Annotated in this window: 21 protein-coding genes; 9 read left to right on the top strand and 12 right to left on the bottom strand. The window is 58.8% G+C overall.

The genetic code is table 11. From position 1 onward, the window contains the following. Nucleotides 1–156: 156 nt before the first annotated feature. The gene (gene tal, locus I6L34_RS05700) at nucleotides 157–1,107 is read right to left on the bottom strand and encodes a transaldolase (RefSeq protein WP_005349780.1); all 951 of its coding nucleotides are present in this window, start codon (nucleotides 1,105–1,107) and stop codon (nucleotides 157–159) included. A gap of 701 nt (nucleotides 1,108–1,808) precedes the next feature. Here tal and I6L34_RS05695 point away from each other — a divergent pair. Further along, nucleotides 1,809–3,239 (top strand): sodium:alanine symporter family protein, encoded by a 1,431-nt coding sequence (locus I6L34_RS05695; protein WP_013724018.1) that lies wholly within the window; start codon nucleotides 1,809–1,811, stop codon nucleotides 3,237–3,239. 62 nt (nucleotides 3,240–3,301) lie between these two features. Here I6L34_RS05695 and I6L34_RS05690 read toward each other — a convergent pair whose 3' ends face one another. The 3 genes from I6L34_RS05690 to I6L34_RS05680 are packed head-to-tail and all read right to left on the bottom strand — an operon-like array spanning nucleotide 3,302 to nucleotide 7,219. After that, complete coding sequence (locus I6L34_RS05690; RefSeq protein WP_075114984.1) at nucleotides 3,302–5,317, bottom strand: DUF3488 and transglutaminase-like domain-containing protein; 2,016 nt, start codon at nucleotides 5,315–5,317, stop codon at nucleotides 3,302–3,304. Beyond that, nucleotides 5,304–6,299, bottom strand: coding sequence for a DUF58 domain-containing protein (locus I6L34_RS05685; RefSeq protein WP_075114983.1), 996 nt, complete (start codon nucleotides 6,297–6,299; stop codon nucleotides 5,304–5,306). Before I6L34_RS05685 ends, I6L34_RS05690 begins: the two co-directional genes overlap by 14 nt. Beyond that, nucleotides 6,299–7,219 carry a MoxR family ATPase gene (locus tag I6L34_RS05680; protein WP_204481324.1) on the bottom strand — a complete coding sequence of 307 codons (921 nt, stop codon included), beginning with the start codon at nucleotides 7,217–7,219 and terminating at the stop codon, nucleotides 6,299–6,301. The genes I6L34_RS05685 and I6L34_RS05680 overlap by 1 nt, the downstream gene beginning before the upstream one ends. A gap of 365 nt (nucleotides 7,220–7,584) precedes the next feature. Here I6L34_RS05680 and I6L34_RS05675 point away from each other — a divergent pair, with 365 nt between their 5' ends. From I6L34_RS05675 to dtpB, 3 genes are all read left to right on the top strand, one after another. Further along, nucleotides 7,585–8,757: an MFS transporter gene (locus I6L34_RS05675; RefSeq protein WP_216956128.1), complete on the top strand. Its 1,173-nt coding sequence runs from the start codon at nucleotides 7,585–7,587 to the stop codon at nucleotides 8,755–8,757. Between the two features lie 18 nt (nucleotides 8,758–8,775). After that, the gene (gene yidZ, locus I6L34_RS05670; protein ID WP_216956126.1) at nucleotides 8,776–9,738 is read left to right on the top strand and encodes an HTH-type transcriptional regulator YidZ; all 963 of its coding nucleotides are present in this window, start codon (nucleotides 8,776–8,778) and stop codon (nucleotides 9,736–9,738) included. A 710-nt stretch (nucleotides 9,739–10,448) separates the two neighbouring features. Next, nucleotides 10,449–11,954: a dipeptide/tripeptide permease DtpB gene (dtpB, locus tag I6L34_RS05665; protein WP_216956124.1), complete on the top strand. Its 1,506-nt coding sequence runs from the start codon at nucleotides 10,449–10,451 to the stop codon at nucleotides 11,952–11,954. A gap of 57 nt (nucleotides 11,955–12,011) precedes the next feature. On the opposite strand, the gene ruvX is transcribed toward dtpB, so the two are convergent. The 7 genes from ruvX to metK all read right to left on the bottom strand — a co-directional run bounded on the left by ruvX (nucleotide 12,012) and on the right by metK (nucleotide 17,743). Continuing rightward, complete coding sequence (gene ruvX / locus I6L34_RS05660; RefSeq protein ID WP_100654327.1) at nucleotides 12,012–12,434, bottom strand: Holliday junction resolvase RuvX; 423 nt, start codon at nucleotides 12,432–12,434, stop codon at nucleotides 12,012–12,014. A gap of 43 nt (nucleotides 12,435–12,477) precedes the next feature. Next, nucleotides 12,478–13,032 (bottom strand): YqgE/AlgH family protein, encoded by a 555-nt coding sequence (locus tag I6L34_RS05655; protein WP_005349793.1) that lies wholly within the window; start codon nucleotides 13,030–13,032, stop codon nucleotides 12,478–12,480. Between the two features lie 202 nt (nucleotides 13,033–13,234). Then, nucleotides 13,235–14,185 carry a glutathione synthase gene (gene gshB, locus I6L34_RS05650; protein WP_216956121.1) on the bottom strand — a complete coding sequence of 317 codons (951 nt, stop codon included), beginning with the start codon at nucleotides 14,183–14,185 and terminating at the stop codon, nucleotides 13,235–13,237. 182 nt (nucleotides 14,186–14,367) lie between these two features. Beyond that, nucleotides 14,368–15,099, bottom strand: coding sequence for a 16S rRNA (uracil(1498)-N(3))-methyltransferase (rsmE, locus tag I6L34_RS05645; protein WP_005343824.1), 732 nt, complete (start codon nucleotides 15,097–15,099; stop codon nucleotides 14,368–14,370). 118 nt (nucleotides 15,100–15,217) lie between these two features. Next, nucleotides 15,218–15,922, bottom strand: a complete 705-nt coding sequence (locus I6L34_RS05640; protein WP_216956118.1) for an endonuclease — start codon at nucleotides 15,920–15,922, stop codon at nucleotides 15,218–15,220. A gap of 73 nt (nucleotides 15,923–15,995) precedes the next feature. Then, nucleotides 15,996–16,523, bottom strand: a complete 528-nt coding sequence (locus I6L34_RS05635) for a SprT family zinc-dependent metalloprotease (RefSeq protein WP_216956115.1) — start codon at nucleotides 16,521–16,523, stop codon at nucleotides 15,996–15,998. A gap of 68 nt (nucleotides 16,524–16,591) precedes the next feature. Beyond that, on the bottom strand, nucleotides 16,592–17,743 hold the full coding sequence (gene metK, locus I6L34_RS05630) for a methionine adenosyltransferase (RefSeq protein WP_005338519.1): 1,152 nt from the start codon (nucleotides 17,741–17,743) through the stop codon (nucleotides 16,592–16,594). A 349-nt stretch (nucleotides 17,744–18,092) separates the two neighbouring features. On the opposite strand from metK, the gene tkt reads away from it, so the two are divergent. Beyond that, the gene (gene tkt / locus I6L34_RS05625) at nucleotides 18,093–20,084 is read left to right on the top strand and encodes a transketolase (RefSeq protein ID WP_005338517.1); all 1,992 of its coding nucleotides are present in this window, start codon (nucleotides 18,093–18,095) and stop codon (nucleotides 20,082–20,084) included. A gap of 314 nt (nucleotides 20,085–20,398) precedes the next feature. Then, a complete protein-coding gene (locus I6L34_RS05620; protein ID WP_120414983.1) occupies nucleotides 20,399–20,965 on the top strand; it encodes a hypothetical protein in 567 nt (188 codons plus the stop codon). A 234-nt stretch (nucleotides 20,966–21,199) separates the two neighbouring features. On the opposite strand, the gene I6L34_RS05615 is transcribed toward I6L34_RS05620, so the two are convergent. Then, nucleotides 21,200–22,228 (bottom strand): NAD(P)H-quinone oxidoreductase, encoded by a 1,029-nt coding sequence (locus I6L34_RS05615; RefSeq protein ID WP_100646577.1) that lies wholly within the window; start codon nucleotides 22,226–22,228, stop codon nucleotides 21,200–21,202. Between the two features lie 135 nt (nucleotides 22,229–22,363). Between I6L34_RS05615 and I6L34_RS05610 the strand changes: the two genes are divergently transcribed. The 3 genes from I6L34_RS05610 (at nucleotide 22,364) to I6L34_RS05600 (ending at nucleotide 24,964) form a co-directional block, all read left to right on the top strand. Beyond that, on the top strand, nucleotides 22,364–23,236 hold the full coding sequence (locus tag I6L34_RS05610) for a LysR family transcriptional regulator (RefSeq protein WP_216956111.1): 873 nt from the start codon (nucleotides 22,364–22,366) through the stop codon (nucleotides 23,234–23,236). Between the two features lie 145 nt (nucleotides 23,237–23,381). Further along, the gene (gene hchA / locus I6L34_RS05605) at nucleotides 23,382–24,245 is read left to right on the top strand and encodes a glyoxalase III HchA (RefSeq protein WP_216956107.1); all 864 of its coding nucleotides are present in this window, start codon (nucleotides 23,382–23,384) and stop codon (nucleotides 24,243–24,245) included. Beyond that, entirely contained in the window at nucleotides 24,242–24,964 is a 723-nt protein-coding gene (locus I6L34_RS05600; protein WP_216956102.1) for a PA1136 family autoinducer-binding transcriptional regulator, read from the top strand. Before hchA ends, I6L34_RS05600 begins: the two co-directional genes overlap by 4 nt. Nucleotides 24,965–24,982 lie beyond the last annotated feature (18 nt).

Below are 24,982 nucleotides of genomic sequence, written 5' to 3'. Positions count from 1 at the left end.
TCCCTCCTTGGTTTTTATCGTTTTCACCACCCGTATAACATAACGAATCTGAAATTAAAACGTTTTCGTGACGACTCTATGACAGCGCTAAAAAAGCCCATAAAAAAAACCGGGCCCCTTGTTAGGGGCCCGGTTTTTATCAGAAAAAAGAACCGATTACAGGCGGCTTGCCAGCATGGTTTCCAGCTTGCCCTGGTCGATGGCAAACATGCGGATGCCTTCGCCCAGCTTCTCGTGAGCCATGGCGTCCTGGTTCAGTTCCCAGCGGAATTCGGCTTCGGTCATCGGAGTCGGTTTGGCCTTGCGCTCACCGGTGTAGTCCAGTTTGCGTACCACGGCGCCTTCGGTCTTGCTCAGCTCTTCCAGCAGGGCCGGGCCAATGGTCAGGCGGTCGCAACCGGCCAGTTCCAGGATCTCGCCGGTATTGCGGAAGCTGGCGCCCATCACCACGGTCGGGTAGTCGTGCTGCTTGTAGTAGTTGTAGATAGAGGTGACGGAGACCACGCCCGGATCTTCGCTGGCGGTGTAATCACGGCCATTTTTAGCCTTGTACCAGTCGAGGATGCGACCCACGAACGGGGAGATCAGGAAGGCACCGGCTTCGGCACAGGCACGGGCCTGGGCGAAGGAGAACAGCAGGGTCAGGTTGCACTGGATGCCCTCTTTCTCCAGAACCTCGGCGGCACGGATCCCTTCCCAGGTGGAGGCCAGCTTGATCAGAATGCGGTCGTTGCTGATACCCGCTTCGTTGTAAAGACGGATCAGCTTGCGGGCCTTGGCGATGCTGGCTTCGGTATCGAAGGAGAGGCGGGCATCCACTTCGGTAGAGATGCGGCCCGGAACGATCTTCAGCACTTCCAGACCGATGTTGACGGCCAGCTTGTCGCCCGCGTCGATGATTTGCTGTGCCTTGTCCTGGCTCTGGGCTTTGGCCCACTTGATGGCGTCTTCGATCAGCGGAGCGTACTCGGGGATCTCGGAGGCCTTCAGAACCAGAGAGGGGTTGGTGGTGGCATCGATGGGCTGATAGCGTTTGATGGCTTCGATATCACCGGTGTCGGCAACAACAGTGGTCAGGGCTTTCAGCTGGGTTAATTTATCGGCCATAGCGAATATCATCTCTTAATGAGGGAGTAATCCCTGGGTTGCGGGCTTGAGACGGTGGTTCTGAAATAAAATTACAGGATCTTGGTGCCTCAGGCTCAGAAAAGCGCGATGGGGGCGGCCCATCGTCATTGCCTGCCTAATTAATACTGATGTGCTGCATCCTGCAATAGGGGCGCTTGGTTGTTAAACATTCAGGCTGTTGAGTTATCCCGTTTTATGGCTTGAAACTATATGATTAGTAAGGTTTTTTACATTTCCTCCCGACCTCGCTCCGGTTTGCTTTCAGCTGAACTTTTTTAGCCAATATCCATATTTGTGTCGTTGATCACATAAATTATCTCGCTACGTACTTGAAATTTAATTACAGAGAAAACGTTTGGCGAAATGTTGCCATTTGAAAGCCATTTCATGCAAGCGTTTGCGTTTTCGGATAGCTCATCAGGGATATATCAAAATGGTTCTCTTATGGGGCTTAATGGTGGCCTGTCTGATTGAATTATTGAGTTTGTTGAAAGTTTGCGATTTAAATGGAGCTTTATGGGCTTTTACCGTTCGTTTTTTGTGTCTCGCGTGACCGGAATCACTATTCCGGGCTCTCCCGCTGTGCTAGATTCCGCCCCTTTAGCGAAACGCTAATTAAACGACAGACAGAAAACGGTCAGCGCAGACTGGCCATGGATGTGAATAACAACGAGAGAATTATGGACACCTTGATTGCGATGCTAAACGACCTGATGTGGGGAGCCGTGCTCATCTACCTGCTCATCGGGGTCGGTATCTTTTTCACCTTCCGCCTGGGTTTTATCCAGATCCGTCACTTTGGCCACATGTTTTCCGTGCTGAAAAACAGCCGTAAATCGGACAACGCGGGCATCTCCTCCTTCCAGGCCCTCTGTACCAGCCTTGCCGCCCGTGTCGGCACCGGCAACCTGGCCGGTGTGGCTGTCGCCATCTATCTGGGTGGCCCCGGCGCCATCTTCTGGATGTGGCTGATTGCCTTTATCGGCATGGCGACCGCATTCGTCGAAAGCACTCTGGCCCAGCTCTACAAGGTCAAGGATGAGGATGGCAACTACCGTGGTGGCCCGGCCTACTACATGGAGAAAGGCCTTGGCATGCGCTGGATGGGGGTGGTCTTCTCGCTCTGCCTGATCCTGGCATTTGGTCTGGTGTTCAACGCGGTGCAGGCCAACTCCATCAGTCTGGCGATGAAGGTGGCGTTTGGCATTCCTGACTGGGTCAGCGGTCTGGCGCTGGTGGCGCTCTCCGGCCTGATTATCTTCGGCGGCATTCGTGGCATTGCCCGTTTTGCCGAGCTGGTGGTGCCCTTTATGGCACTGGCATATATCCTGCTGGCGCTGGTGATCGTGGCGATGAACATCACCGAGTTGCCTCATGTCTTCATGCTGATCATCAAGTCCGCCTTCGGGATTGAGCAGGCAGGCTCAGGTGCGCTCGGTTATGCCATCTCCCAGGCGATGATCAACGGTATCAAGCGCGGTCTCTTCTCCAACGAAGCGGGCATGGGCTCTGCGCCCAACGCTGCGGCGACTGCCACTCCCTATCCGCCGCACCCGGCCTCTCAGGGTTATGTGCAGATGCTGGGGGTCTTTATGGACACCATCGTCATCTGCAGCTGTACCGCCGCCATCATCCTGATGTCCGGTCAGTTTGAGCCGGGATCCGGCGTGACCGGTGTCGAGCTGACCCAGCGTGCGCTCTCCTCCCAGATTGGCAGCGGTGGCAACATCTTCATTGCGGCGGCCATCTTCTTCTTTGCCTTCACCTCTATCGTGGCGAACTACTCCTATGCCGAGACCAATCTGGTGTTCCTCGAGCACAACCACAAGGGCGGCCTGATGCTGTTCCGGGTGTTCGTGCTGGGGATGGTGATGTTCGGTGCCGTGGGTGAGTTGCCGATTGTGTGGGCGATGGCGGATGTCTCCATGGGTCTGATGGCCATCGTCAACCTGGTGGCGATCCTGCTGCTCTCCAGCGTTGCCATCAAGCTGGCGAAGGATTACAACGACCAGCTCCGGCTGGGCAAGGTACCCACCTTCGATGCCAACAAATACCCCGAGATCCGCTCCCAGCTGGAAGAGGGGATCTGGGACAATCCGACCAAAAAGTAACAAGCGGTGAATCAAACCTCTTGATTAAAACCTGAAGGGGGAGCCGGTGGCTCCCCCTTCTTTTATGGCGCGCTCTTCGGTTGCTTATCCCAGCGCCGAACGAGTTGCCTGATACGCCGTCGTAACTGGCTCCAGCAGCGCCCTTGTTGCCGTTCGCTGAGGGGGGCATAACGCCAGAGTCGATAGAGCCACGCACTCTTTAGCAGGGAGTGGGCAAGGTCGGGACGCAGCCGTGCCAGCCGCTCGCACCATGCCCCCATGCTCTCGGCGGGCTGGGGTGGGTAACCACTGCGTTTACCCCGTTTGAGCAGGGGCTGCCAGATGCGCCGCTCTGGCGGCAGGCGGGCGGGCAACAGCAGGGGCAGGCTCACCAGCAGAGCGACCAGCATCAGGCTGGCGAGGATCAACCAGGGAGTGTGCCCCGCCAGTGCGGGCCAGCGCAGGCCGATTTGTTGCCAGAGTTGGCCCGCATCGTAACCAATCACCCAGCGACTCCACTGGTAGTCGATATTGTTGCCCCACCAGCGCAGCTGATTGAGCAGGGCCCAGTTGCGATAACGCTGCAAAGCGAGGGGGTCGGCAGCGGTAAACTCCTCGCTCAGCGCCTCCCTCACGCCGCCTTCAATACGCTCCGGTGCCACTGCCGCAGTGGGGTCGATTCGCCGCCATGATCCCTCTTCATCGAGATACTCTACCCAGGCGTGAGCATCGAACTGGTGTACCGCCAGATAGTTGCCTCTGGGATTCCACTCGCCGCCGAGATAACCGGTGACCAGCCGTGCCGGAATACCGGCGGCGCGCAGTACGAAAGCGGTCGCCATGGCGTAGTGGCCGCAAAAGCCGCGCTTGGTATCGAACAGGAACTCATCCACCCCGTCACTGCCAAGCCGTGGCGGGGTCAGAGTGTAGTAATAGGATTGGCTGCGAAACTGTTCGAGCAGGGCGGCGACCAGCGCTGCGCGTTCTGGATAGCGCACAGCCAGCCCTTGGCCGTGAGCTCGCGCTCTCGGGTTGCCTCCGGCTGGCAGTTGCAGGTTGCGCTGGGCGGCTTGGTGGTCATCCTCGGGCAGCGCTTCGCCGCGGCCAATGCGATAGCGGATCGCCACCTCGCCGCTCCCCTGCCGATAGAGGGTGTGAATGGGGGTGAGCAGCACTGGTCCAGTCAGAATAGTCGGTTCACTCAGGGCAAAGGCCCAGCGGTGGCGCTGGGGCTCGGCGATCACCTCGTAGCTCCCGGCGGGTAACGGGCTATCTGCCTGTTGAGTGTTGGCCTGAGAAGAGGATGCCAGAAGGGTGAGCCCGGTTTGCACCGGCACTGTCCGTTGCCACGTTTTGACCTCGGGGCTCAGCAACCAGCGTTGGCCATCGAAAACTTCTTGGCGCATTACCGGAAAGTAGCGCTCGCGGGCTGGGGGTGGGCCATCGGCAAAGGTGACCCGAAACGCCAGTTCCGAGGAGTTGACCAGTTCGCTGATATCGCCGGGGGCCAGCTCTTCCGAGAGCCCCGACAGGGCGCGGCTGGTGGTGGGCATCTGCCAGAGGGGCGGGAGCCTTGGCAGCAGCAAAAACAGAGTGATAAGCAGGGGAAGCGCCAGCAGCAGGGCACCGCCCGCGCTGCGCCATGGCCTTTTCTGCTCGGGTGCAATGGCGGCCACCAGTGTGGTCACTGCCAGCCAGAGCGCCACTGCCATCCCGACTGCCCAGCCGATGCTTTGTCGCTGCACCAGTGCCAGCGCGATGAGAAAGAAGGCGAGCAGCAGCACCTGCTCGATATCCCGCTCGCGCCGAACCTCGATCATCTTCAGGTTATAGCCGAGCCAGAGCAGATTGATCAGGGCGGGCAGGGTGCCCAATGTGCGCCACTGCAACCCCAGCAACAGCACAGTGGTGATGGCCAGCAGCGCCAACCAGCGGGCAGGCAGGGGCGGCCAGCCGCGCCACAGCATCATGGCCCGGACGCCGAGGGTGATGGCGCCTACTGCCACTACCCAGAGTTGCAACTGGGGCCAGAGCGCCGCGACCAGCAGCAGCTGTTGCAGGGCGATGAGTGGCAGCAGGCGGCGGTTATCGAGCAGCATCTGGCGTGCTCTTCGGTGGTGTTGCATCGAATCGGGCCAGTGCCAGCAGGCAGCGCTGCACAAAGGCGGCACCGCTATCGGGCCCCAGCGTCTGGTTTGCCAGCGTCAGGGTAAAGGGGATGCCCCGCTTGCCGTAATCGGCGCACCACCAGGCCAGCACCGCCAGCCGCTGCTCCAGATCCCCGCCTGCGACCCGCTGTAAGGTGAAGTGGCTGTCATCCTGCTGTGGTTCATGGAACTGTTTGGTCAGCAAGCCGCGCCCCTGAGCAAGTTGCTTCCAGGCGACCCGGCTCAGTGGTTCACCGGCCTGATGTGTCCGCAGGGTATCAAAGTCACCGAGAGTGGCCGGAGCGGGTTGGCCCTGATAACCCTCGCTTTCGGTCGCATGTACCCCTATTAGCGCCCCGAATGCCGGTTTGGGGGAAAGCCAGCCCTCCAGTTGCAAGTCCAGCAGGGACCAGCAGCGAAACAGGCCGAGGGGGTAGCGGCTCTCGACCCGCAATCGGCCAAGGGGCAGTGCCCCACGGTGCGAGCCCGATACTGGCAGGATAACTGAGCTGGGCACAGCGTCGGCCTGTGCCAGCCAGAGGGTGCCTTCGTTGAGGCTAAAGCTGAGTGCCTGCACCGGGCGCGGGCTCTGCACCAAGATACGGATAGGCAGCTGGCTACCCGCTTCCCCGAGCATCAGTGGGCCCCCCAGCAGCTCCAGCCCCAGCAGGTTGCGGTGGGTGAGCCACATGGCGGCCATAAACAGGCTGCCGAGGCAGTAGGCCAGCAGCAGTACCAGATTGTTCTGGTAATTGGTGCCGAGCAGATAGATGGCGAGCAGCACCAGCAGATAGAGCAGTCCCATGCGGGTAGGGAGAATAAAGAGGCTGCGGGTACCAAGCGTGATCTGGCGGGCCGGAGGAATGCGGCGGTCGAGCCAGCGCCGCTGCCAGCGGGCTCGCCACTGCTGCCAACGGTTTAGCAATTTGCTCATCAGGGATTGTCCGGATCGACCCGGGCCAGCAATCGCTGGCTAAGGGGACAGGCTTCGCCGTGCTGTACGCCAAAGCTGCCCCGCAGCCGATGCTCGGCCACATAGGGGAAGACTGCCTGCACATCCTCCACCGTGACAAAGCGCCGCCCCGCCACCAGCGCCCAGGCACGGCTCACCGCCAGCAAGGTCTGGGCTGCACGGGGGGAGAGGGGCTGTGGCAGCTCCCCATCAAAGCGGCTCTGGTGCACCAGCGCCAGCAGGTAGTAGAGGGTGGCATCGGAAACATGGATAGCATCCCCTTCGCTTTGCAAGGTGGCGAGTCCGGCAGCATCCAGCACGGCGGGCAACGGGCCAGTCGGCTGGTTGCCCCGTAGTAGCTGGCGCTCCGCCTCTCGTGGCGGAAAACCCAGCGAGAGTCGCACGGCGAAGCGGTCGAGTTGGGACTCCGGCAGTGGATAGGTGCCCGCCTGATCCGCCGGGTTCTGGGTGGCGATGACGAAAAATGGATCGGGGAGTGGGTGCGTGTGGCCCTCGATGCTCACCTTGCCCTCGGCCATCGCCTCCAGCAGGGCGCTCTGCACCTTGGGGCTGGCACGGTTGATCTCGTCCGCCAGCAGTACCTGGGTGAAGATGGGGCCGGGGTGAAAGCGAAATGTTTGCTGCTGGGGGTCAAAGATCTGCAACCCCAGCAGGTCGGCGGGGAGCAGATCGGCGGTGAACTGCATCCGCCTGCATGCCAGCCCCAGTACCTGTGCCAGCGCGTGGGCCAGGGTGGTCTTGCCCATGCCGGGCAGATCCTCGATCAGTAGATGACCGCGCGCCAGCAGGGTCACCAGCGCGATTTTCAGTTGCAGCGGCTTGCCCAGAATGACTTGCTCCAGTGCTGCCAGCAGCCCGGCAATCTGCTCTTCTCTCTTCATTCCCTTCATACACATTCCCTGTATTGCGTCGCACCTACAGCTTATACGCCCGCAAGGGCGAAGGCGGATAACAGACGGGCGGTAAAAGTGCAGCGCAGGGATGGCTATGAGCGGGAGGTGACCCGGTTTATTACAGCCTCTGGTCGATTCAATATGGCCGCTTAGGCACGTAACTCAATAGAATATTTCCTGATTGGAATGTACCGATCGCCATCTCTTCACTAGGTGAGGGCGCTGGGCGCCCATATAGTTGCCCCATTGCGACGCGCTGCGTTGCTAGCTTTGTCACCACCTTGGCCCCGCCACTGTTCGCCTGTCGCTGTGATCTGGCAGGCATCGGCACGCCAATCTGTTATGGAGCATCCATGCCTGTATTCCTGTTGTGCACTTTTCTGATGATCATCCTCTATCCGGTCGGGATCGATCTCTATCTGGTCGCCGTGCCCAAGATTGCCGATGCCCTGCAGGCGAGCGAGGCGCAGATCCACACTGCCTTCTCCATCTATCTGTTTGGCATGGCGGCCACCGTGCTGTTGGGCGGGATGATTGCCGATCGCTTCGGGCGGCGCTGGGTGGTGCTCGGGGGCGCCCTGATTTTTGTCCTCGCCTCGCTGGTGGCAGGCAGCGCAGAGGGGATAAGTCAGTTCTATTTCGGCCGTTTCTGGCAGGGGGTCGGGGCCGGTGCGCTCTACATCATGACCTTTACCGTGCTGCGGGATGTGCTGAGTGAGGAGCGGCTGGCGATGGCGCTCTCGATGATCAACGGGGTGATCTGCGTGATCCCGGTGCTGGCGCCGGTGCTCGGTTATCTCATCCTGTCCCATTTTGACTGGCGCGGGATCTTCGTGGCAATGGCGCTGGTGGCTGCCGTCAGCGGTCTGGTGAACTTGCTTCTGCTCAAGGAGACCCGCCCGACCCGGCAACCGTGCAGTGGCGCTGCGCTGCCTTTTGCCCTGCTGCGCTCGCCGCGCTTTATGTTGCTCTCCCTGCTGACCAGTGCCAGCGTGACCGCCATTCTGGTTTATGTCAGCGTCTCGCCGCTGATCCTGATGAAGGAGTTTGGCTTCACCACCGAGCAGTACTCCATCGTGATGATGGTGATGGCCGGCGTGAGTATGTCCACATCCTTCCTGACGCCCCTGCTGTTGCGCTGGCTGGGCAAACAGAAAGTGCTGGCGGTGTCTCATCTCTCCTATCTGCTGGCGGCGTGCTCACTGATCGGCAGCTGGCAGACGGGGGGCGATATCCATCTGCTGCTGCCGGGGTTTGCGCTGGTCTGTGTCGGCTTCTCCTGTGGCTTCGGGGTGGCGATGGGGGAGGCGCTCGATGGTTGTCAGCATAACGTGGCCTTTGCCAGTGCCGTGCTCTGCATCATGCAGATCAGCCTCTCCGGCCTCTATATCTGGCTGCTGGGTCAACTTGGCTTTGCCCCGACCGAGATGCTGATCTGCGCTCTGCTGCTGGCACTGCTCAGTTACCTGGCTGTCAAAGGGCTGTTACCATGGCTCGCGCTTCGTGAAGTGCGGTCGCAGGGCTGATGGAAGATGAGAGGGGATATGCGCAATCTGGGTGAACTCGATTTGAACCTGCTGGTGGTGTTCAAGTACCTGATGCAGGAGCGCAGTGTGGCAGGGGCGGCCAAAAAGCTCTGTGTCACTCCGTCGGCGGTGAGCAAGTCTCTGGCCAAATTGCGGGAGTGGTTTGACGATCCCCTGTTTGTGCGGGTGCGGCAGGGGTTGCAGCCCACCAACCTCTCCCTGACTCTGGAGGAGGAGCTGAAGCTCTGGTTCCAGCTCACCGACAGCATCACCTCGCTCAATAGCGAGGCGATCCCAGACGGTGCCCGTTTCACGCTGGTGATGGAGTCCCCCTTCTACATCAGCTTCCTGAGCGATCTGCCCATGACCATCTACCAGAAGTACCCCAACTCTGTGGTCAGGATGCTGGGGTGGGATCACCACTCCCTCAACGACATCGTCAACGGTGATGCGGATCTCGGCTTCTGCGCCCGCGAGACCCATGGCCGCTCCCAAGCCAAGGTCAATCGGTTGCCCTACTACATCGATCACGAGGTGTTGTTCACCGATCGCCCGGTGGTGTTCCTGCGCAAGGATCACCCGCTGCTGGAGCAGAAGTGGTCGCTGGAGAACTTTTTGGCCTGCCCCCAGATCAGCATGGTGTGGGAAGCGAACGATACCTGGGCTCTCGACAGTCTGCTAGAGGACGAGGGGCTGAAGCGGGAGGTGCCCATCATGGTCTCCAGCTTCGAGCAGGCGCTGCATATTGCCTCCCAGTCGAGCCACGAGCTGATTGCGGTGGCCCCTTCCTACTGCGGTGGTTATGCCAGTTGGCATCATGGCAATCTGATCGCCATGCCGCTGCCGCTACCCGAGAAGCTCTACGCCCAGCTGGAGATCGCCTTCATCCTGCTGTGGCACAAACGGCACAATCAGGATGCCAAGGTGATGTGGCTGCGCAACGAGATCCGGCGACTCTACAACGACGAATCGCCACGCTAATGTGGCCGTGACGGTGCCCATCGATCAGCCGGAGCCATCTGCTCCGGCTTTTTGTTGTTGCATCGCCCTGATGAGTGGGCTTTTGCACGACTTAAGTGCCGAGCTCGGGTTAAGCTGTGTGCCATTCAACTCTCTTTATGCACAGATTAGCCTTGGTTGCACGTCTCGAGTGAAGCTCTTTTCACGAAAAAAATTCATGTGGTTTCATTAGAAAACTTCACTAATGGCCACTTTTAAAGTGTGATCGACCATTAAGTTCCTGTATTTGCAGTGATATAGCATGACACCCCTTGGAATGGCGGGGTTAGATAGCGCCTGCGTAGGTGACTGCCAGTGGAGCGCGGCGTGAGCCAGCCCCACAGGTCGTCTGTGGCCGTGCCATGCCCCGGCTATCTGGCCACCAGCCATGAGTGACGGAGCAGAGGGGAATAAGTACCAAGGTTGATAAACCGGCTTGAGTAAAGGGATGCAGCAAAGGTAGAACCCGGAGCCGGTAACTGTACCGGGAGACGCCACTCATCATCCCCCGATAACCCGTAATTGAAACCGGCTAGATGAAAAACACCTTTCATCGAACGGGGCCCGTGCACCCGAAAATAGCCAGATTGGCAGGCTGACTGCACTCCCCGTTATGGCAATGACGGGCAAAAAAATAGTGCGGTAGCCACCATCAGATTAATAAAAATAAATCTCAGCAAAGGCAGGTTGATATGCGTCCAGCAACAGCACCGACCGGGTTGTTACAACAGCCCAAACCCTTCTTCATGATATTTTTTGTCGAACTCTGGGAGCGCTTCGGTTATTACGGCGTGCAGGGGATCCTGGCAGTTTTCTTTGTACAGCAACTGGGTTTTTCCCAGGAGCAGTCGTTTATCACCTTCGGCGCTTTCTCGGCGCTGGTGTATGGCCTTATCTCGATCGGTGGTTATGTTGGCGACCATATTCTCGGGACCAAGCGCACCATGGTGCTGGGGGCCGTGGTGCTGGTGATAGGCTACTTTATGACCGGCCTCTCTATCTACAATCCCGACCTGATTTTCTATGCGCTGGGCACCATTGCGGTCGGTAACTGCCTGTTCAAGGCCAATCCGGCAAGCCTGCTGTCAAAATGCTACCAGCCAAAAGATCCGCGGCTGGATGGGGCGTTTACCCTGTTCTATATGTCGATCAATATCGGCTCCCTTATTTCCCTCTCGCTCGCGCCGGTGATTGCCGAACACTACGGCTATACCGTGACCTATAACCTGTGCGGGGTGGGGCTGATTATTGCGCTGCTCACCTTCTTTGCCTGCCGCAATATGGTGAAGGATATTGGCTCCGAGCCGGATCACCTGCCACTCGATTACAGCAAGCTGCTGCTGGTTATATTGGGCTCGGTAGCCATGGTCTTCTTCTGCGCCTGGCTGATGCACCACGTGGTGATCGCCAACATGGTGCTGATGACGGTAACCATCGCCGTGGTGATCTTCTTCTTTCGCGAGGCATTCAGGCTCGATACCGTGGGCCGCAACAAGATGTATGTGGCCTTCGTGCTGATGCTGGAGGCGGTGCTCTTCTATGTGCTGTATGCCCAGATGCCGACGTCTCTGAACTTCTTTGCCATCAACAACATGCACCACGAAATGCTGGGCATGAGCGTCAACCCAATCAGCTTCCAGGCGCTCAACCCCTTCTGGGTGGTGGTGGGCAGTCCGGTACTCGCGATGATCTATACCCGGATGGGCAGCAAGGGGCGGGATCTCACCATGCCGCTCAAGTTCACCCTCGGGATGTTCTTCTGCTCGCTGGGCTTTCTGACGGCGGCGGCATCCGGCTGGTGGTTTGCCGATGAGCAGGGGCTTACCTCCCCCTGGTTTATGGTGCTTATCTACCTGTTCCAGAGTCTGGGTGAGCTGATGATCAGCGCCCTGGGGCTGGCGATGGTCGCCGCGCTGGTGCCGCAACGCCTGATGGGCTTCATTCTCGGAATGTGGTTCCTGACTCAGGCGATGGCGTCCCTGCTGGGTGGTTATGTGGCAACCTTTACCGCCGTGCCGCAAGGGATGACGGATCCGCTGCAAACCTTGCCGATCTACACCGGCGTATTTGGCAAGATCGGGATGGCGACCCTGCTGATTGCGGTAGTGATGGGGCTGATGGTGCCCTGGCTCAACCGGATGATGAATGCGAACCCGACAGAGGCCGAAGGGCTGGTCGCGGGACAATCACAGGCGTAATGAGGGGATTGTGCGAGACAAGGCAAGGGCAGCGACCCTTGCCTTGCTGTTGATGGCTTAGTTGTACTGCTCTTCCATCCAGGCTTCGACGATCAGCTGCGCCGATACCCCGTCCACGCTGCCTTTTTCCAGCGCGCGATAGCCACCTTGCTCAAACAGCCGGGCGCGGGCATCTGTGGTGGTGAGTCGCTCATCCTTGAACTCCACCGGTTTGCCGAAGCGGCCATGCAGCCGGTTGCCGAATTTGCGAGCCCGTACCGTGATCTCCTGATCGGTACCATCCATGTTCAGCGGCAGACCGACCACCAGCAGGTCTGGTTGCCACTCCTTGAGCAGCTTCTCAATCTCGTCCCAGTTGGGGATGCCGTCGTTGGCCTTGAGGGCGCGCAGAGGCTGGGCTGTGCCAGTCAGCTCCTGACCGATGGCGACGCCAATGCTCTTGGTGCCATAGTCAAAGCCCATGATGCTGCGTGATGACATAACTGATAAATCCTCGAAATAGAGAGCGGAGCGGGCCAGCCGATCAGCTGTGGCCGATATCGCTGGAGAGGTGAACCGGGTTCACCCCTATGCTGGCGGCAGCTTGTTGCCAACGTTTGTGAATGGGGGTCTTGAACACCAGAGCCGGATTGGGGGGGATCACCAGCCAGGCGCCATCCACCAGCTCCTGCTCCAGCTGCCCTGCGCTCCAGCCGGCATAGCCAAGAGCCACCAGCCAATGGGCAGGGGCCTCGCTCGTACCCAGGGTTTCCAGAATATCCTTGGAGGTGGTCACCATCATCTCATCCCCCACCTGCAGGGTGGAGTTGAAACCGGGGCGGAAGCTGTGCAGCACGAAGCCACGATCGGCGTGAACCGGCCCCCCTTGCAGTACCGGCTGCTTGAGCTCCGGGTTGTTGGGCGGATTGAGCTGGAGCTGGGTCAGCATGGTTTCCAGCGACATCTCCACCGGAATGTTGACGACCAGTCCCATGGCGCCCTCTTCGTTGTGCTCGCATAGATAGACCAGCGAGCGCTCGAAGTAGGGATCCGTCAGGCTTGGCATGGCAAGCAGGAAGTGATTTTGCAGTGTTTGCATAGAGGCCAAATAGTGCAAAGGTATTTGAGGTCAATTATGGCAGTTGATCCCCATGGGAAAAACCGCTTTTTGGGCTGGGCGAGATCCCGCCCCTTTCCGGATTGTCTTGAAACAGAGAGGGTGGCGCCGGGCCACCCTCTCTGTTTCCTGGCTTGTCGGGGGTGGGTTACCCCTGAACAGGCCGGTTTAGCCTGTCTGGCGATTATTTGCCCAGCCGACGCTCGATGGCATCCATCAACATGCCGGTGATGTGAACATCGAAGGCGGCTTCAATCTCGCGAATGCAGGTCGGGCTGGTGACGTTAATCTCAGTCAGCCGATCGCCGATGATGTCGAGGCCGACGAAGATAAGGCCCTTCTCTTTCAACGTCGGGCCCACCGCACGGGCGATGGCCCAGTCAGCTTCGCTCAGGGGGCGGGCCTCACCACGGCCACCGGCTGCCAGATTGCCACGGGTCTCACCTTGCGCCGGAATACGGGCCAGACAGTAGGGAACCGGTTCGCCGTCCACCACCAGCACCCGCTTGTCGCCATCCTTGATAGCGGGCAGATAGGTCTGCGCCATGCAGTACTGGCTGCCGTGGGCGGTCAGGGTTTCGATAATCACGCCGACGTTGGCGTCATCTTCCTTCATGCGGAAGATGGAGGCGCCGCCCATGCCGTCCAGCGGCTTGAGGATGACGTCCTTGTGTTTCGCGTGGAAGGCGCGCAGCTTGTCGGCGCGGCGGGTTACCAGCGTGGTCGGGGTGTGCTCGGCAAACCAGGCGGTGTAGAGCTTCTCGTTGGCGTCGCGCAGGCTCTGCGGCTTGTTGACGATAAGGCAACCCTCATCCTCGGCCCGCTCCAGCATGTAGGTGGCGTAGATAAATTCGGTATCGAACGGCGGATCCTTTCGCATCAGGATCACATCGAGGTTGGAGAGGGGCTGATCCACCACCTCGCCCAGCGTGTACCAGTCGGCATAGTCATATTTGACGGTGAGCGGGCGCATGGTGCCAAAGGCGCGACCGGTTTCCATGTAGAGATCCTTCATCTCCAGATAGAAGAGCTCATAGCCGCGCTTTTGCGCCTCTTCGAGCATGGCAAAGCTGGAATCTTTCTTGATGTTGATGGCCGAGATGGGGTCCATCACGATGCCGAGTTTAATGGTCATCCGAATATCCTTCTTGTGGCTCGATTGCGAGTGAGATTCTTAAAACCTGTTCAAAGTCTGTCACGAGAGGTCGTCAGCAAGGTAAAGAGCAGCGCAGGAACCGGAGCGTATAGACATACGTGAGGATTCCGAGCAGCGCATGAGCCTTGATCACGACCTCGCAGTAAGACATTGGACTGGTTTCAAGCGAGATCGCCAAAGCGGCACTGCAGCGCAGTTATCGCAGTCAGGGCGGCGGTTTCGGTGCGCAGCACCCGCGGCCCCAGCAGCATCTCTTTGAAATCTTCCTGCACGGTACGGGCGATCTCGTCGCTCGACAAGCCTCCTTCCGGGCCAATCAGCAGGCGCACGCCGTGCTCGGGAACGGGCAGGGTGTTGATGCTGTACTCGGCGCGCGGGTGCAGGTTGAGCTTGAGCTCTTTGGTCTCTTCCGCCAGCCAGGCGTCCAGCTCCATCGGCATGCGCACCTCTGGCACCACGTTGCGGCCGCACTGTTCGCAGGCGCTGATCACCACCTTCTGCCACTGCTCGCGCTTCTTCTCCAGCCGATCGGCCGGCAGCTTGACGCCGCAGCGCTCGGAGAAGAGTGGGGTGATGCAGGTGACGCCCAGCTCCACCGATTTCTGGATGGTGAAGTCCATCTTGTCGCCACGGCTGATCACCTGACCCAGATGAATGGCCAGCGGTGACTCCACTGATTGGACGTCGCAGCTGTCGATGGTCACTTCCACCGACTTTTTGCCGACGCTGGCGATGGTGGCGGGATATTGATTGCCATCGCCGTTGAACAGCTCGAGCTGCTGGCCAGGCTGCATGCGCAGCACCCGGCCGATATGGTTGGCGCCGTCTTCCGACAGGGCGATAGTCTGGCCAACTTGCAGGGTGGCCGGTTCATAGATACGTGGAATGCGCATGGCTGCTTGTCAGTCTCTTGCTTGGAAACCCTTTATATCCTGCGGCAAGCAAGGCTCACGCGGCAATAGGGAAGGGCTTCATGATAGGAGGGGTGATCCCCTCCCTGGTCAAATGGGGTTATTGGCACTGCTTTTCAATAAAGGGATTGGTATTGCCCTGCAGCTTGCCGATGCGGCGGTTGCGCTCGCACTCCCAGCCTTCTGCAGGGTACTGCCTGTCCCAAGCTTCAAACAGTTTACGCTGTTGCGCTGCCAGACGCAGCCCATACTGCTGGCTCATGTAGAGGTAGGCGCGGGCAATCTGGCCCCGCACCGGCCCCTTGGGCGGCTGTACCCGACGATCCTTGAAATCCACCAGCATCTGGCACTGGCCGTACTGATCCGGCTTGCCGTTCCAGTCGGAGAAGCGGTAGTTGGCCCGATCGCCGTTCACCTCGCCAATTGCGGGGAAGAGGTTGTGCATGTCCCCCTCCATCTTGTTGAACTCGGGGCTCGATTTTTCGCAGTTCTTGCGACCGCCATCCTGCCAGCACTGCAGCTGGTGGCCGAACTCCCAGGCGGGGACCACGTGTTCCCACTCGATGCGGGCGGCGCGCTTGGCCTGCTTGCGCGGCTCATAGCCACAGCTGGCGAGATCCGGGCGCATCGATTTGCCCTGATAGTCGATGTCGCAGCCGCAGTAGAAGGTAGTGACTGCTGGCTGGCTGCGATAGAGCTTCACCAGATCCTGTTTGGCTTCGCGAAAGGTCTGGGCGTGCAGGGGCGCGCTGAGCAGCGGTAAACCGGCCAGCAGGGTCAGGGCGAGGGAGGAGATGAAACGCATGGGATTCCTTGCAAACGGGATGATTGACGAACGATGGCGGGCACCCTACCACAGGGGCGCGACACAAGCTGGCTTACTGCTCTGGCTCCGGCCGTTCCCGCTCCAGCGGCTGCTTGCAGCGGCGGCAGTGGTAGCGGGCCTCGCCGCGCACCACCTTGTTGTGGCGGCGTATCGACAGTTGATGCTGCTGGCAGAGGCAGCGATAGGGCACGGTCGGCTCGGCCAATACCGCCAGATCGAAGCTGTGGGTGGTTCTGGGCTCAAGGCCGAATACCTCCCGCATCACCGATTGCCACTGGCGGCCGTGGGGCAAGACCCGGCTTTTGCCGCGACCTTCACCCCACAGGGCGTGAACCAGCAGATGGGCCACCTCGTGGGGCACCACCTCATCCAGAAACGCCTGCTGGTTGGCCTGATAGAGGGCGGGATTGAAGCGCAGCTCCCAGGTTTGCAGCCGCGCCGATCCCGCCGCCCGGCCCCGCATATTGCAGTAGATCCGCGGGCGTGGGAAGGTGCGGCCAAGGCGCGCCTCGGCCTGCACAAAACAGGCTTCTACGCGTTGTTGCAGCAGGGCGACAAGCTGGGCAGGAGTGGCAGACATCAACATCTCGTCAGATAGCGGATAAGCAAAAGGGGAGCCAGGCTCCCCTTTTATCACAACAGCGAGCCTTACAGGCCAGCGGCGGAACGCAGCAGTTCGGCCTTGTCGGTCTGCTCCCACGGGAACTCGTCGCGACCGAAGTGACCGTAGGCAGCGGTAGCCTGGTAGATCGGACGCTTCAGATCCAGCATTTCGATCAGACCATACGGGCGCAGTTCGAAGTGCTCGCGCACCAGTTTAACCAGCAGCTCCTCGGCGACCTTGGCAGTACCGAAGGTTTCAACGCTGATGGAGGTCGGCTCGGCCACGCCGATGGCGTAGGAGATCTGGATTTCACAGCGATCGGCCAGACCGGCAGCAACGATGTTTTTGGCAACGTAGCGGGCGGCGTAGGCAGCGGAGCGGTCAACCTTGGACGGATCCTTACCGGAGAAGGCGCCACCACCGTGACGGGCCATGCCGCCGTAGGTGTCGACGATGATCTTGCGACCGGTCAGACCGCAGTCACCCATCGGGCCGCCGATAACGAAACGGCCGGTCGGGTTGATGAAGTATTTGGTGTCCTTGTTGACCCACTCGGCCGGCAGCACCGGCTTGATGATCTCTTCGCGTACCGCCTCAACCAGATCCTTGTGGCTGATGGATTCGGCGTGCTGGGTAGACAGCACAACGGCATCCACACCGATGATCTTGCCTGCGTCGTCGTAGGCGAAGGTCAGCTGGCTCTTGGCATCCGGACGCAGCCACGGCAGGGTGCCGTTCTTGCGCACTTCAGCCTGACGTTTCACCAGCAGGTGAGAGTAGGTGATGGGGGCCGGCATCAGTACGTCGGTTTCGTTGGTGGCGTAGCCGAACATCAGGCCCTGGTCGCCAGCGCCCTGCTCCAGCGGATCGCTGCGGTCAACGCCCTGGTTGATGTCCGGGGACTGCTTGCCGATGGCGTTCAGCACGGCGCAGGAGTCAGCATCGAAGCCCATGTCGGAGTGGGTGTAGCCGATTTCACGTACGGTATCACGTACGATCTCTTCGATATCAACCCAGGCAGAGGTGGTTACTTCGCCGGCCACCATGACCATACCGGTCTTGACCAGGGTCTCGCAGGCAACACGGGCCTTGGTATCTTGCTTGAGGATGGCGTCCAGTACCGCATCGGAGATCTGGTCCGCAATCTTGTCGGGATGGCCTTCGGAGACCGACTCGGAAGTAAACAGCTTTGCCATGATAAGAGTCTCAGCTTGTCTGGGTTATCGCCATAGCAATAACCGGATGAATGGGATGGTGTAGAGGTATCTACATCTGGACGTCTATTTTAATTAGCGCCCCCCCTGATTGCCAGCACTATTTTGTCGCGCAGTGTCCAATGGGTCACAAGCGGTGCTCTCCTATCCCGAAAGGGATGGAAATCAAACGTTTTTCTCTGGTTGCTTTGGTCAATAGAGGGCAAGAAAAGCGATTGTCCTCCCAAAGCCACTTTATTCATCCAGATAATATTTGCACGCCGCGCGCCCTGCTGGGACAATAACGCGCCTTAATCTTGGCCATCAAATGAAGCAATCGCAGGAGATTCAGATGCCTTCTCGTAAAGAGCTTGCCAATGCCATTCGTGCATTGAGTATGGATGCCGTTCAAAAAGCCAACTCCGGTCACCCGGGCGCCCCCATGGGAATGGCGGATATCGCCGAAGTGCTGTGGCGTAGCCACCTCAGACATAACCCGAACAACCCCAAGTGGGCCGACCGCGACCGTTTCATTCTCTCCAACGGCCACGGCTCCATGCTGCTGTACTCCCTGCTGCACCTCTCCGGTTATGACCTCTCCATCGACGATCTGAAAAACTTCCGCCAACTGCACTCTCGCACCCCGGGTCACCCGGAGTACGGCTATGCACCGGGCGTGGAAACCACCACTGGCCCGCTGGGTCAGGGCATCACCAACGCCGTTGGTATGGCGATCGCCGAAAAAGCCATGGCTGAGCAATTCAACCAGCCGGGCCACGACATCGTTGACCACTACACCTACGCCTTTATGGGCGACGGCTGCCTGATGGAAGGTATCTCCCACGAAGCGTGCTCCCTGGCAGGTACTCTGCAACTGGGCAAACTGATCGCGTTCTGGGATGACAACGGTATCTCCATCGACGGTCACGTAGAAGGCTGGTTCACCGACGACACAGTCAAGCGTTTCGAAGCCTACGGCTGGCACGTAATCCCGGCTGTTGACGGTCACAGCCCGGAAGCCATCAATGCCGCCATCGAAGCCGCCAAGGCCGAGACCGGCAAGCCGACTCTGATTTGCTGCCGCACCATCATCGGTTACGGCTCCCCGAACAAATCCGGTTCTCACGACTGCCACGGCTCACCGCTGGGCAACGACGAGATCGCCGCGGCTCGCGCATTCCTGAAGTGGGACCACGCTCCGTTCGTTATCCCGGCCGATATCGCTGCCGAGTGGAACGCTCAGGAGAAGGGCGCTGCACTGGAAGCCGACTGGGCTGCCAAGTTCGCCGCCTATGAAGCCGCTCACCCGACGCTGGCTGCTGAATTCAAGCGCCGCACCGCTGGCGAACTGCCGGCCAACTGGGCTGCTGAATCCGCCAAGATCATCGAAACCCTGCAAGCCAACCCGGCCAAGATTGCGACCCGTAAAGCGTCCCAGAACTCTCTGGAAGCGTTCGGCAAGCTGCTGCCGGAGTTCATGGGCGGCTCCGCCGACCTGGCGCCGTCCAACCTGACCATGTGGTCCGGCTCCAAGTCCCTGACCAACGACGATGCCTCCGGCAACTACATCCACTACGGTGTACGCGAGTTCGGCATGTCCGCCATCATGAACGGTATCGCCCTGCACGGTGGTTTCATCCCCTACGGCGCTACCTTCCTGATGTTTATGGAGTACGCCCGCAACGCCCTGCGCATGGCCGCCCTGATGAAGCAGCGTGCCATCTTCGTTTACACCCACGACTCCATCGGTCTGGGTGAAGATGGCCCGACTCACCAGCCGGTTGAGCAGATCGCCTCCCTGCGTCTGACTCCGAACATGAGCACCTGGCGTCCGTGTGACCAGGTTGAATCTGCCATCGCCTGGAAACACGCCATCGAGCGTACCGACGGCCCGACCTCTCTGATCTTCTCTCGTCAGAACCTGGCCCAGATGGACCGTACTGCCCAGCAGTTGGCCGACACCGCCAAGGGTGGCTACGTGCTGAAGGATTGCGCCGGTACTCCGGAGCTGATCCTGATCGCCACCGGTTCCGAAGTGGAACTGGCCGTTGCCGCCTATGAGCAGCTGACTGCCAAGGGCCGTGCCGTGCGCGTGGTCTCTCTGCCGTCTACCGACGTGTTCGACGCCCAGTCTGCCGAGTACAAAGAGTCCGTCCTGCCGTCTTCCGTCACCAAGCGTGTGGCCATCGAAGCCGGCATCGCTGACTACTGGTACAAGTACGTCGGTTTCGGCGGCAAGATCATCGGTATGACCACCTTCGGTGAGTCCGCACCGGCCGAGCTGCTGTTCAAGGAATTCGGCTTTACCGTGGAAAACGTGGTTGCGACTGCTGAATCCCTGTAACAGCCCCTGTAATCGCTGACCATTGAGCTTCTTTGGCTCAATGTCAGGAAAATAAAACGCCCCCCATCGCAAGATGGGGGGCGTTTTTATGAAAAAATCGAGTAGTCTAAATAGGTTAACCTGTAATGTTTTTTAAGATGCAAATTTTTTATAAAAAATTTGATTGTTTTAGTTTTAAGCAAAAAGATAAGTCGGTCATTGATTAATTAAGTGGGTGGTTATAATTTTTATGTTGTCTGATAAAGGCTCTTTCAAATCAAATTTAATATATGATAAATTTTAAGTGCTCTATGATATAAATAAGAGAGGTGGTGATGTTATCTCGGGAACTGAAATTAGGGATAATTGGTGGGGTCATTTCATCTATTTTAGTTATTGTATTTATTCAACCAATATTGAGTTTTGTATGGGAGGCGATAATTTCATTTGGAGAGTCAGTTCAGGCTGGCTATGTCGATCGAATTTATAAAAATGCAGCGATTGGAGAAAGGAATTTAAGTGGAAATTTATTACTGTTAGTACTGGTGATAATTCTTTTAAGCTATCCATTGTTTATTCTTTTAAAAGAATACGCTAACCGCTATGAAATTAATGACTTGATGTCTAGTTTAATTAATGTCGTTATTTCATTCCTGATTCTAATGTTATCTGCGTTAATTATGGTATTTGCATCTATTTCTGTTGGCGTTATGGAGATTAATGCATCTTTTAATCAAAGATTAACAGTTATTGCACCTTCCATCGATGATAAAGAAATCAAAGAATGGCGGGCTCAATGGGCGAAAATGGAAGGGCTTCGTGACTATCAAACCCTCACTACGGCTATGGAAAATAGAGCGGTAGAGTTAAATATAACATTGCCTAAATTGCGTAATCCTTGATGTAAAATAGTGGTTGTCTTTTTCAGCTCGTAGGTTCGATTAGCGAAGCGTAATCGGACGTTCGCGTTCTTTAATACGATGCCATAAAAAGAATGCCTCACATGTTACATAAAAAGAGACCGGCTATCAGCCGGTCTCTTTTTATTATTTAACACAAATCTTACGCCTGCGGCGGGGTACTGTCCGCATTGGACATCACCGCATCCACCTCGGCCTGCTCCACTATGGGCTTTATCAATCTGACGACAACGGCGCCATGGTTAATACCAGCTTGCCGATATGACGGCCTGAATCCAGCAAATGGTGGGCGGCGGCGGCCTCATGCAGCGGGAAGGTCTGGTAAACCTGCGGTTTGACCTCGCCGCGTTCGATAAATGGCCAGACATGAGTTTGCAGCTGGGCAATCAGCTCGGCTTTTTCCTGCGGAGTACGCGAGCGCAGGGTGGAGCCGATATGGGTCAGCCGCTTTTGCAGCATGGGAAACAGATCCAGATTGGGGGCGGCGCCCGCAATAATGCCGATCTGGACTATGCGACCATTGATGGCGGCCGCCGCATAGTTGCGCGCGACATACTCTCCGCCAATGATATCGAGAATGATGTCGGCGCCATGGCCATCGGTGGCTGCATGCACTGCCTCGACAAAATCCTCCTCCTTGTAGAGCACGGCCACATCCGCGCCCAGCTTGATGCTGGCGGCCTGCTGCTCGGGTGAGCCGACCGTGGTGATGATTTTGGCGGCGCCAAATGCCTTGGCCAGCATGGTGGCGGTCGTGCCGATACCGGAGGCGCCGCCATGGATCAAGATAATGTCCCCTTTTTTGAACTGGCCCCGTTCAAACATATTTGACCAGACCGTCATAAAGGTTTCCGGCAGTGCCGCGGCTTCGACAAAGCTTAATCCGGGCGGCAGGGGCAGGACATTGCTCTGGTGGGCGACGCTGTACTCGGCATAGCCGCCACCCGAAATCAGCGCGGCGACCTTGTCGCCAACCTTGAGATGCTCCACCTGCTCCCCCTTGGCGACCACGACCCCGGCGACCTCCAGCCCGGGAATATCCGATGCCCCTGCCGGAGGCGGGTAGAGCCCTTTGCGCTGCATCACATCCGGCCCATTGATGCCGGTCGCATAGTGCCGGATCAAGACCTCATCGGGTTTGGGCGCCGGTGTGGCGCGGGTGGTCAGTTGCAAGACATCGGGGCCACCGGGCTGGGTAATTTCTACCGCGCTCATGGTGGCGGGAATGGAATAGGCGTTATGCATCAGCGGCTCCTTGTAACGAGGTGATATGAGGTTCCCCGAGTGGGATGAGCACCAAGATAGTGGAGATTGCTGATGAATAAACGCAGTATTATTCCTCACCTGTAATGCAAAAATGCATTCCAACCGGGAGTCGTGATGAACTGGGATGATGCGAAAATTTTTCTGGCGTTGCATCGGGAGGGGAGCCTGAGGGGCGCCGCCCGTGTGGTCGGGGTCGATCAGGCCACCATTGGCAGGCGGATTGCCGCACTGGAGCATCGTTTGGCGGCCACGCTGTTTCTCCGTACATCCAAGGGGTATGCGCTGACCCATGTCGGAGAGATAGTGCTGGCCAGCGCCCAGCAGATGGAGCTGGCAGCCATTGATTTTGTGCGGGCGGCGCAAGGGGTCGACAACCGCCTGGTCGGGGAGGTCAGTGTGGCGACCACAGACACCCTGGGGATGGATTTTCTGATACCGGCCCTGACCGAGCTGCATCAGCGTTATCCCGATATCAGGGTCATCCTCAATACCTCGACCCAGGTGGTCAATCTGTCCCTGCGGGAAGCGGATATCGCGATCCGGACGGTGAAGCCGGACAATCCCGACCTGATTATCCGCAAGCTGGCCTCCTGGCCGGTCGGGTTGTATGCCTCCGCCGACTATCTGGCTCGCCATGGCATTCCCGAAGCGGGCACCGGTTTTGCGGGCCATTCGCTGGTGGTGTATGAGCCCCACTGGCAGAGCGCTCGCTCGCCAATGATGCTCGAAGAGGCGGCCGAGGGGGCCACGGTCGCCGCGGGGGTCAATACCAGCCTGATGCTGCGTCAGGCCCTGTTGATGGGGTTGGGGCTTGGCGAGGTAGCGGTTCCGCTTGCCGAGCAAGCCGGGTTGGTGCGGGTCTGGCCCGAGCGGCAATTAGAGCAATCCTACGATGTGTGGCTGGTGACCCATCAGGATGTGCAGCATGCCGCGCGGGTCAGGGCGGTCATGGATGCCATCGTCAGGGCATTTGCCGCGATGCCCTAAGTCTGGCGGGGATTCTGTTCAGGTTTTGTCGCAGCGTGGTCACACCTCTTGCCATAGTCATGGCGGTTGAGGGAAAACCCTCATTTACTTGGTCTCTGACAGTCAATACTGTGAGACCGAGTCCACCACTACTGGAGCCTGAGCCATGACCGATATGCTTGTTGACGATAAACAACCGACCCCGGATCCGGCAGAGCAGAATGCCTTCTTCCCGTCGCCCTACTCCCTGAGCCAGTTCACCTCGCGCAAGTCTGACCTTGCCGGGGCCGACTATCCCGCTCCCTATCGGGAGGGGCGCTGGAAGATCCTGCTGATCGGGGCCGATGAGCGCTATCTGCCCACCGACAACGGCACCCTGTTTTCCACCGGCAACCATCCGGTCGAAACCCTGCTGCCCATGTATCACCTCGACAAGGCGGGCTTTGCCTTTGACGTAGCCACCCTCTCCGGCAATCCGGTCAAGTTCGAGTGGTGGGCCATGCCCGGCGAAGATGAAGAGGTGTTGGGGCTCTATGCCAAATATCAGGCGCAGTTCCGCCAACCGGCCAAGCTGGCCGATCTGCTGAAAGAGGCGCTGGCCGCCGACTCGGACTATATCGGCGTCTTTATTCCCGGCGGCCACGGCGCCCTGATGGGGTTGCCGCAGAGTGCCGAGGTGAAAGCGCTGCTGGAGTGGGCGATGGCCAACGATTGCTTCATCATCTCCCTCTGTCACGGGCCTGCTGCGTTGCTGGCGGTGGCCAATCCAGAGACCTTCGCGGGCTACAAGATCTGCGCCTTCCCCGATGAGCTGGATGCCCAGACCCCGGCAATTGGCTATATGCCGGGCCACCTCACCTGGAAGTTTGGCGAGAAGCTCAAAGAGATTGGCTTCGATATCGTCAACAACGGCATCTCGGGAGAGGTGTGCCGGGATCGCAATCTGCTGACCGGTGACAGCCCGCTGGCGGGCAATAACCTCGGCAAGCTGGCCGCCACCACCTTGCTGGAGGCGGTTGCCAAGCGATGAGGTTGTCGTCATCGCCAGCGAATGCGCTGCAGGTCGCGGTGGCGCTGGAAGGGTGCCAGCGGCTGGAGGAGATCCAGCAACTGGTGCGCACCTTTGCCGCTCCGCTGGGGTATCACCGCTTTGCGCTCTTCTCCATCAGCGCCAGCGAGGAGGGGGTGGTCGAGCACCTCTACTGGCTGGAGGGGGAGTGGCTGGAGAGCGGCGAGGCGGTCGACCTGCATACCTATATGCGCGAGTGCCCGATGGCGATGCATATCAGGGAGCGAGACCAGCCCTTCTTCTGGAGCAAAACGGTTGGCGCCGTTGGCGAGCAGTACCGTATCGTTCGCCAGCCTGAGGGGCCGGGCCGACATGGCTTGCAGGTACCCGTCTATGGGCCGCTGGGGCTGGAAGGGGCGATGAGCTTTGGTGGCGATCAGATCGATGCCAGCGCTCCCGCTCGGGTTGGCCTTGCGCTGATCGCGGCTGCGGCTTTTCATGCAGCTCGTCGCCTGATGGAGATGCCTGTAGAGGGCCACGAGCGTGGCCTCACTGGGCGCGAGCGCGAAGTGCTGGAGTGGGTCTCCCGGGGTTGGCGCCATGCCGATATCGCCACCACCCTGAAGCTTTCGGTGCGCACGGTCGAGAACCATCTGCGCAGTGCTCGCCATCGACTGGGGGTGGCCACTACCGCAGAGGCGGTCAGAGTGGCGATCAGGAACCGCGATATCGAGGGCTGAGGGGCTATCCCTTTGTCT

It is taken from the genome of Aeromonas sp. FDAARGOS 1404 (genome assembly GCF_019047085.1).
Lineage (GTDB): Bacteria > Pseudomonadota > Gammaproteobacteria > Enterobacterales > Aeromonadaceae > Aeromonas > Aeromonas veronii.
Note: the sequence above shows the minus strand (reverse complement) of the source record. Positions and strands in the feature narration are given on the sequence as shown.

Coding starts and splice junctions, on each gene's coding strand:
- tal (WP_005349780.1), bottom strand. CDS start 1,107: ATGGCCGATAAATTAACCCAGCTGAAAGCCCTGACCACTGTTGTTGCC.
- I6L34_RS05695 (WP_013724018.1), top strand. CDS start 1,809: ATGGACACCTTGATTGCGATGCTAAACGACCTGATGTGGGGAGCCGTG.
- I6L34_RS05690 (WP_075114984.1), bottom strand. CDS start 5,317: ATGCTGCTCGATAACCGCCGCCTGCTGCCACTCATCGCCCTGCAACAG.
- I6L34_RS05685 (WP_075114983.1), bottom strand. CDS start 6,299: ATGAGCAAATTGCTAAACCGTTGGCAGCAGTGGCGAGCCCGCTGGCAG.
- I6L34_RS05680 (WP_204481324.1), bottom strand. CDS start 7,219: ATGAAGAGAGAAGAGCAGATTGCCGGGCTGCTGGCAGCACTGGAGCAA.
- I6L34_RS05675 (WP_216956128.1), top strand. CDS start 7,585: ATGCCTGTATTCCTGTTGTGCACTTTTCTGATGATCATCCTCTATCCG.
- yidZ (WP_216956126.1), top strand. CDS start 8,776: ATGCGCAATCTGGGTGAACTCGATTTGAACCTGCTGGTGGTGTTCAAG.
- dtpB (WP_216956124.1), top strand. CDS start 10,449: ATGCGTCCAGCAACAGCACCGACCGGGTTGTTACAACAGCCCAAACCC.
- ruvX (WP_100654327.1), bottom strand. CDS start 12,434: ATGTCATCACGCAGCATCATGGGCTTTGACTATGGCACCAAGAGCATT.
- I6L34_RS05655 (WP_005349793.1), bottom strand. CDS start 13,032: ATGCAAACACTGCAAAATCACTTCCTGCTTGCCATGCCAAGCCTGACG.
- gshB (WP_216956121.1), bottom strand. CDS start 14,185: ATGACCATTAAACTCGGCATCGTGATGGACCCCATCTCGGCCATCAAC.
- rsmE (WP_005343824.1), bottom strand. CDS start 15,099: ATGCGCATTCCACGTATCTATGAACCGGCCACCCTGCAAGTTGGCCAG.
- I6L34_RS05640 (WP_216956118.1), bottom strand. CDS start 15,922: ATGCGTTTCATCTCCTCCCTCGCCCTGACCCTGCTGGCCGGTTTACCG.
- I6L34_RS05635 (WP_216956115.1), bottom strand. CDS start 16,523: ATGTCTGCCACTCCTGCCCAGCTTGTCGCCCTGCTGCAACAACGCGTA.
- metK (WP_005338519.1), bottom strand. CDS start 17,743: ATGGCAAAGCTGTTTACTTCCGAGTCGGTCTCCGAAGGCCATCCCGAC.
- tkt (WP_005338517.1), top strand. CDS start 18,093: ATGCCTTCTCGTAAAGAGCTTGCCAATGCCATTCGTGCATTGAGTATG.
- I6L34_RS05620 (WP_120414983.1), top strand. CDS start 20,399: ATGTTATCTCGGGAACTGAAATTAGGGATAATTGGTGGGGTCATTTCA.
- I6L34_RS05615 (WP_100646577.1), bottom strand. CDS start 22,228: ATGCATAACGCCTATTCCATTCCCGCCACCATGAGCGCGGTAGAAATT.
- I6L34_RS05610 (WP_216956111.1), top strand. CDS start 22,364: ATGAACTGGGATGATGCGAAAATTTTTCTGGCGTTGCATCGGGAGGGG.
- hchA (WP_216956107.1), top strand. CDS start 23,382: ATGACCGATATGCTTGTTGACGATAAACAACCGACCCCGGATCCGGCA.
- I6L34_RS05600 (WP_216956102.1), top strand. CDS start 24,242: ATGAGGTTGTCGTCATCGCCAGCGAATGCGCTGCAGGTCGCGGTGGCG.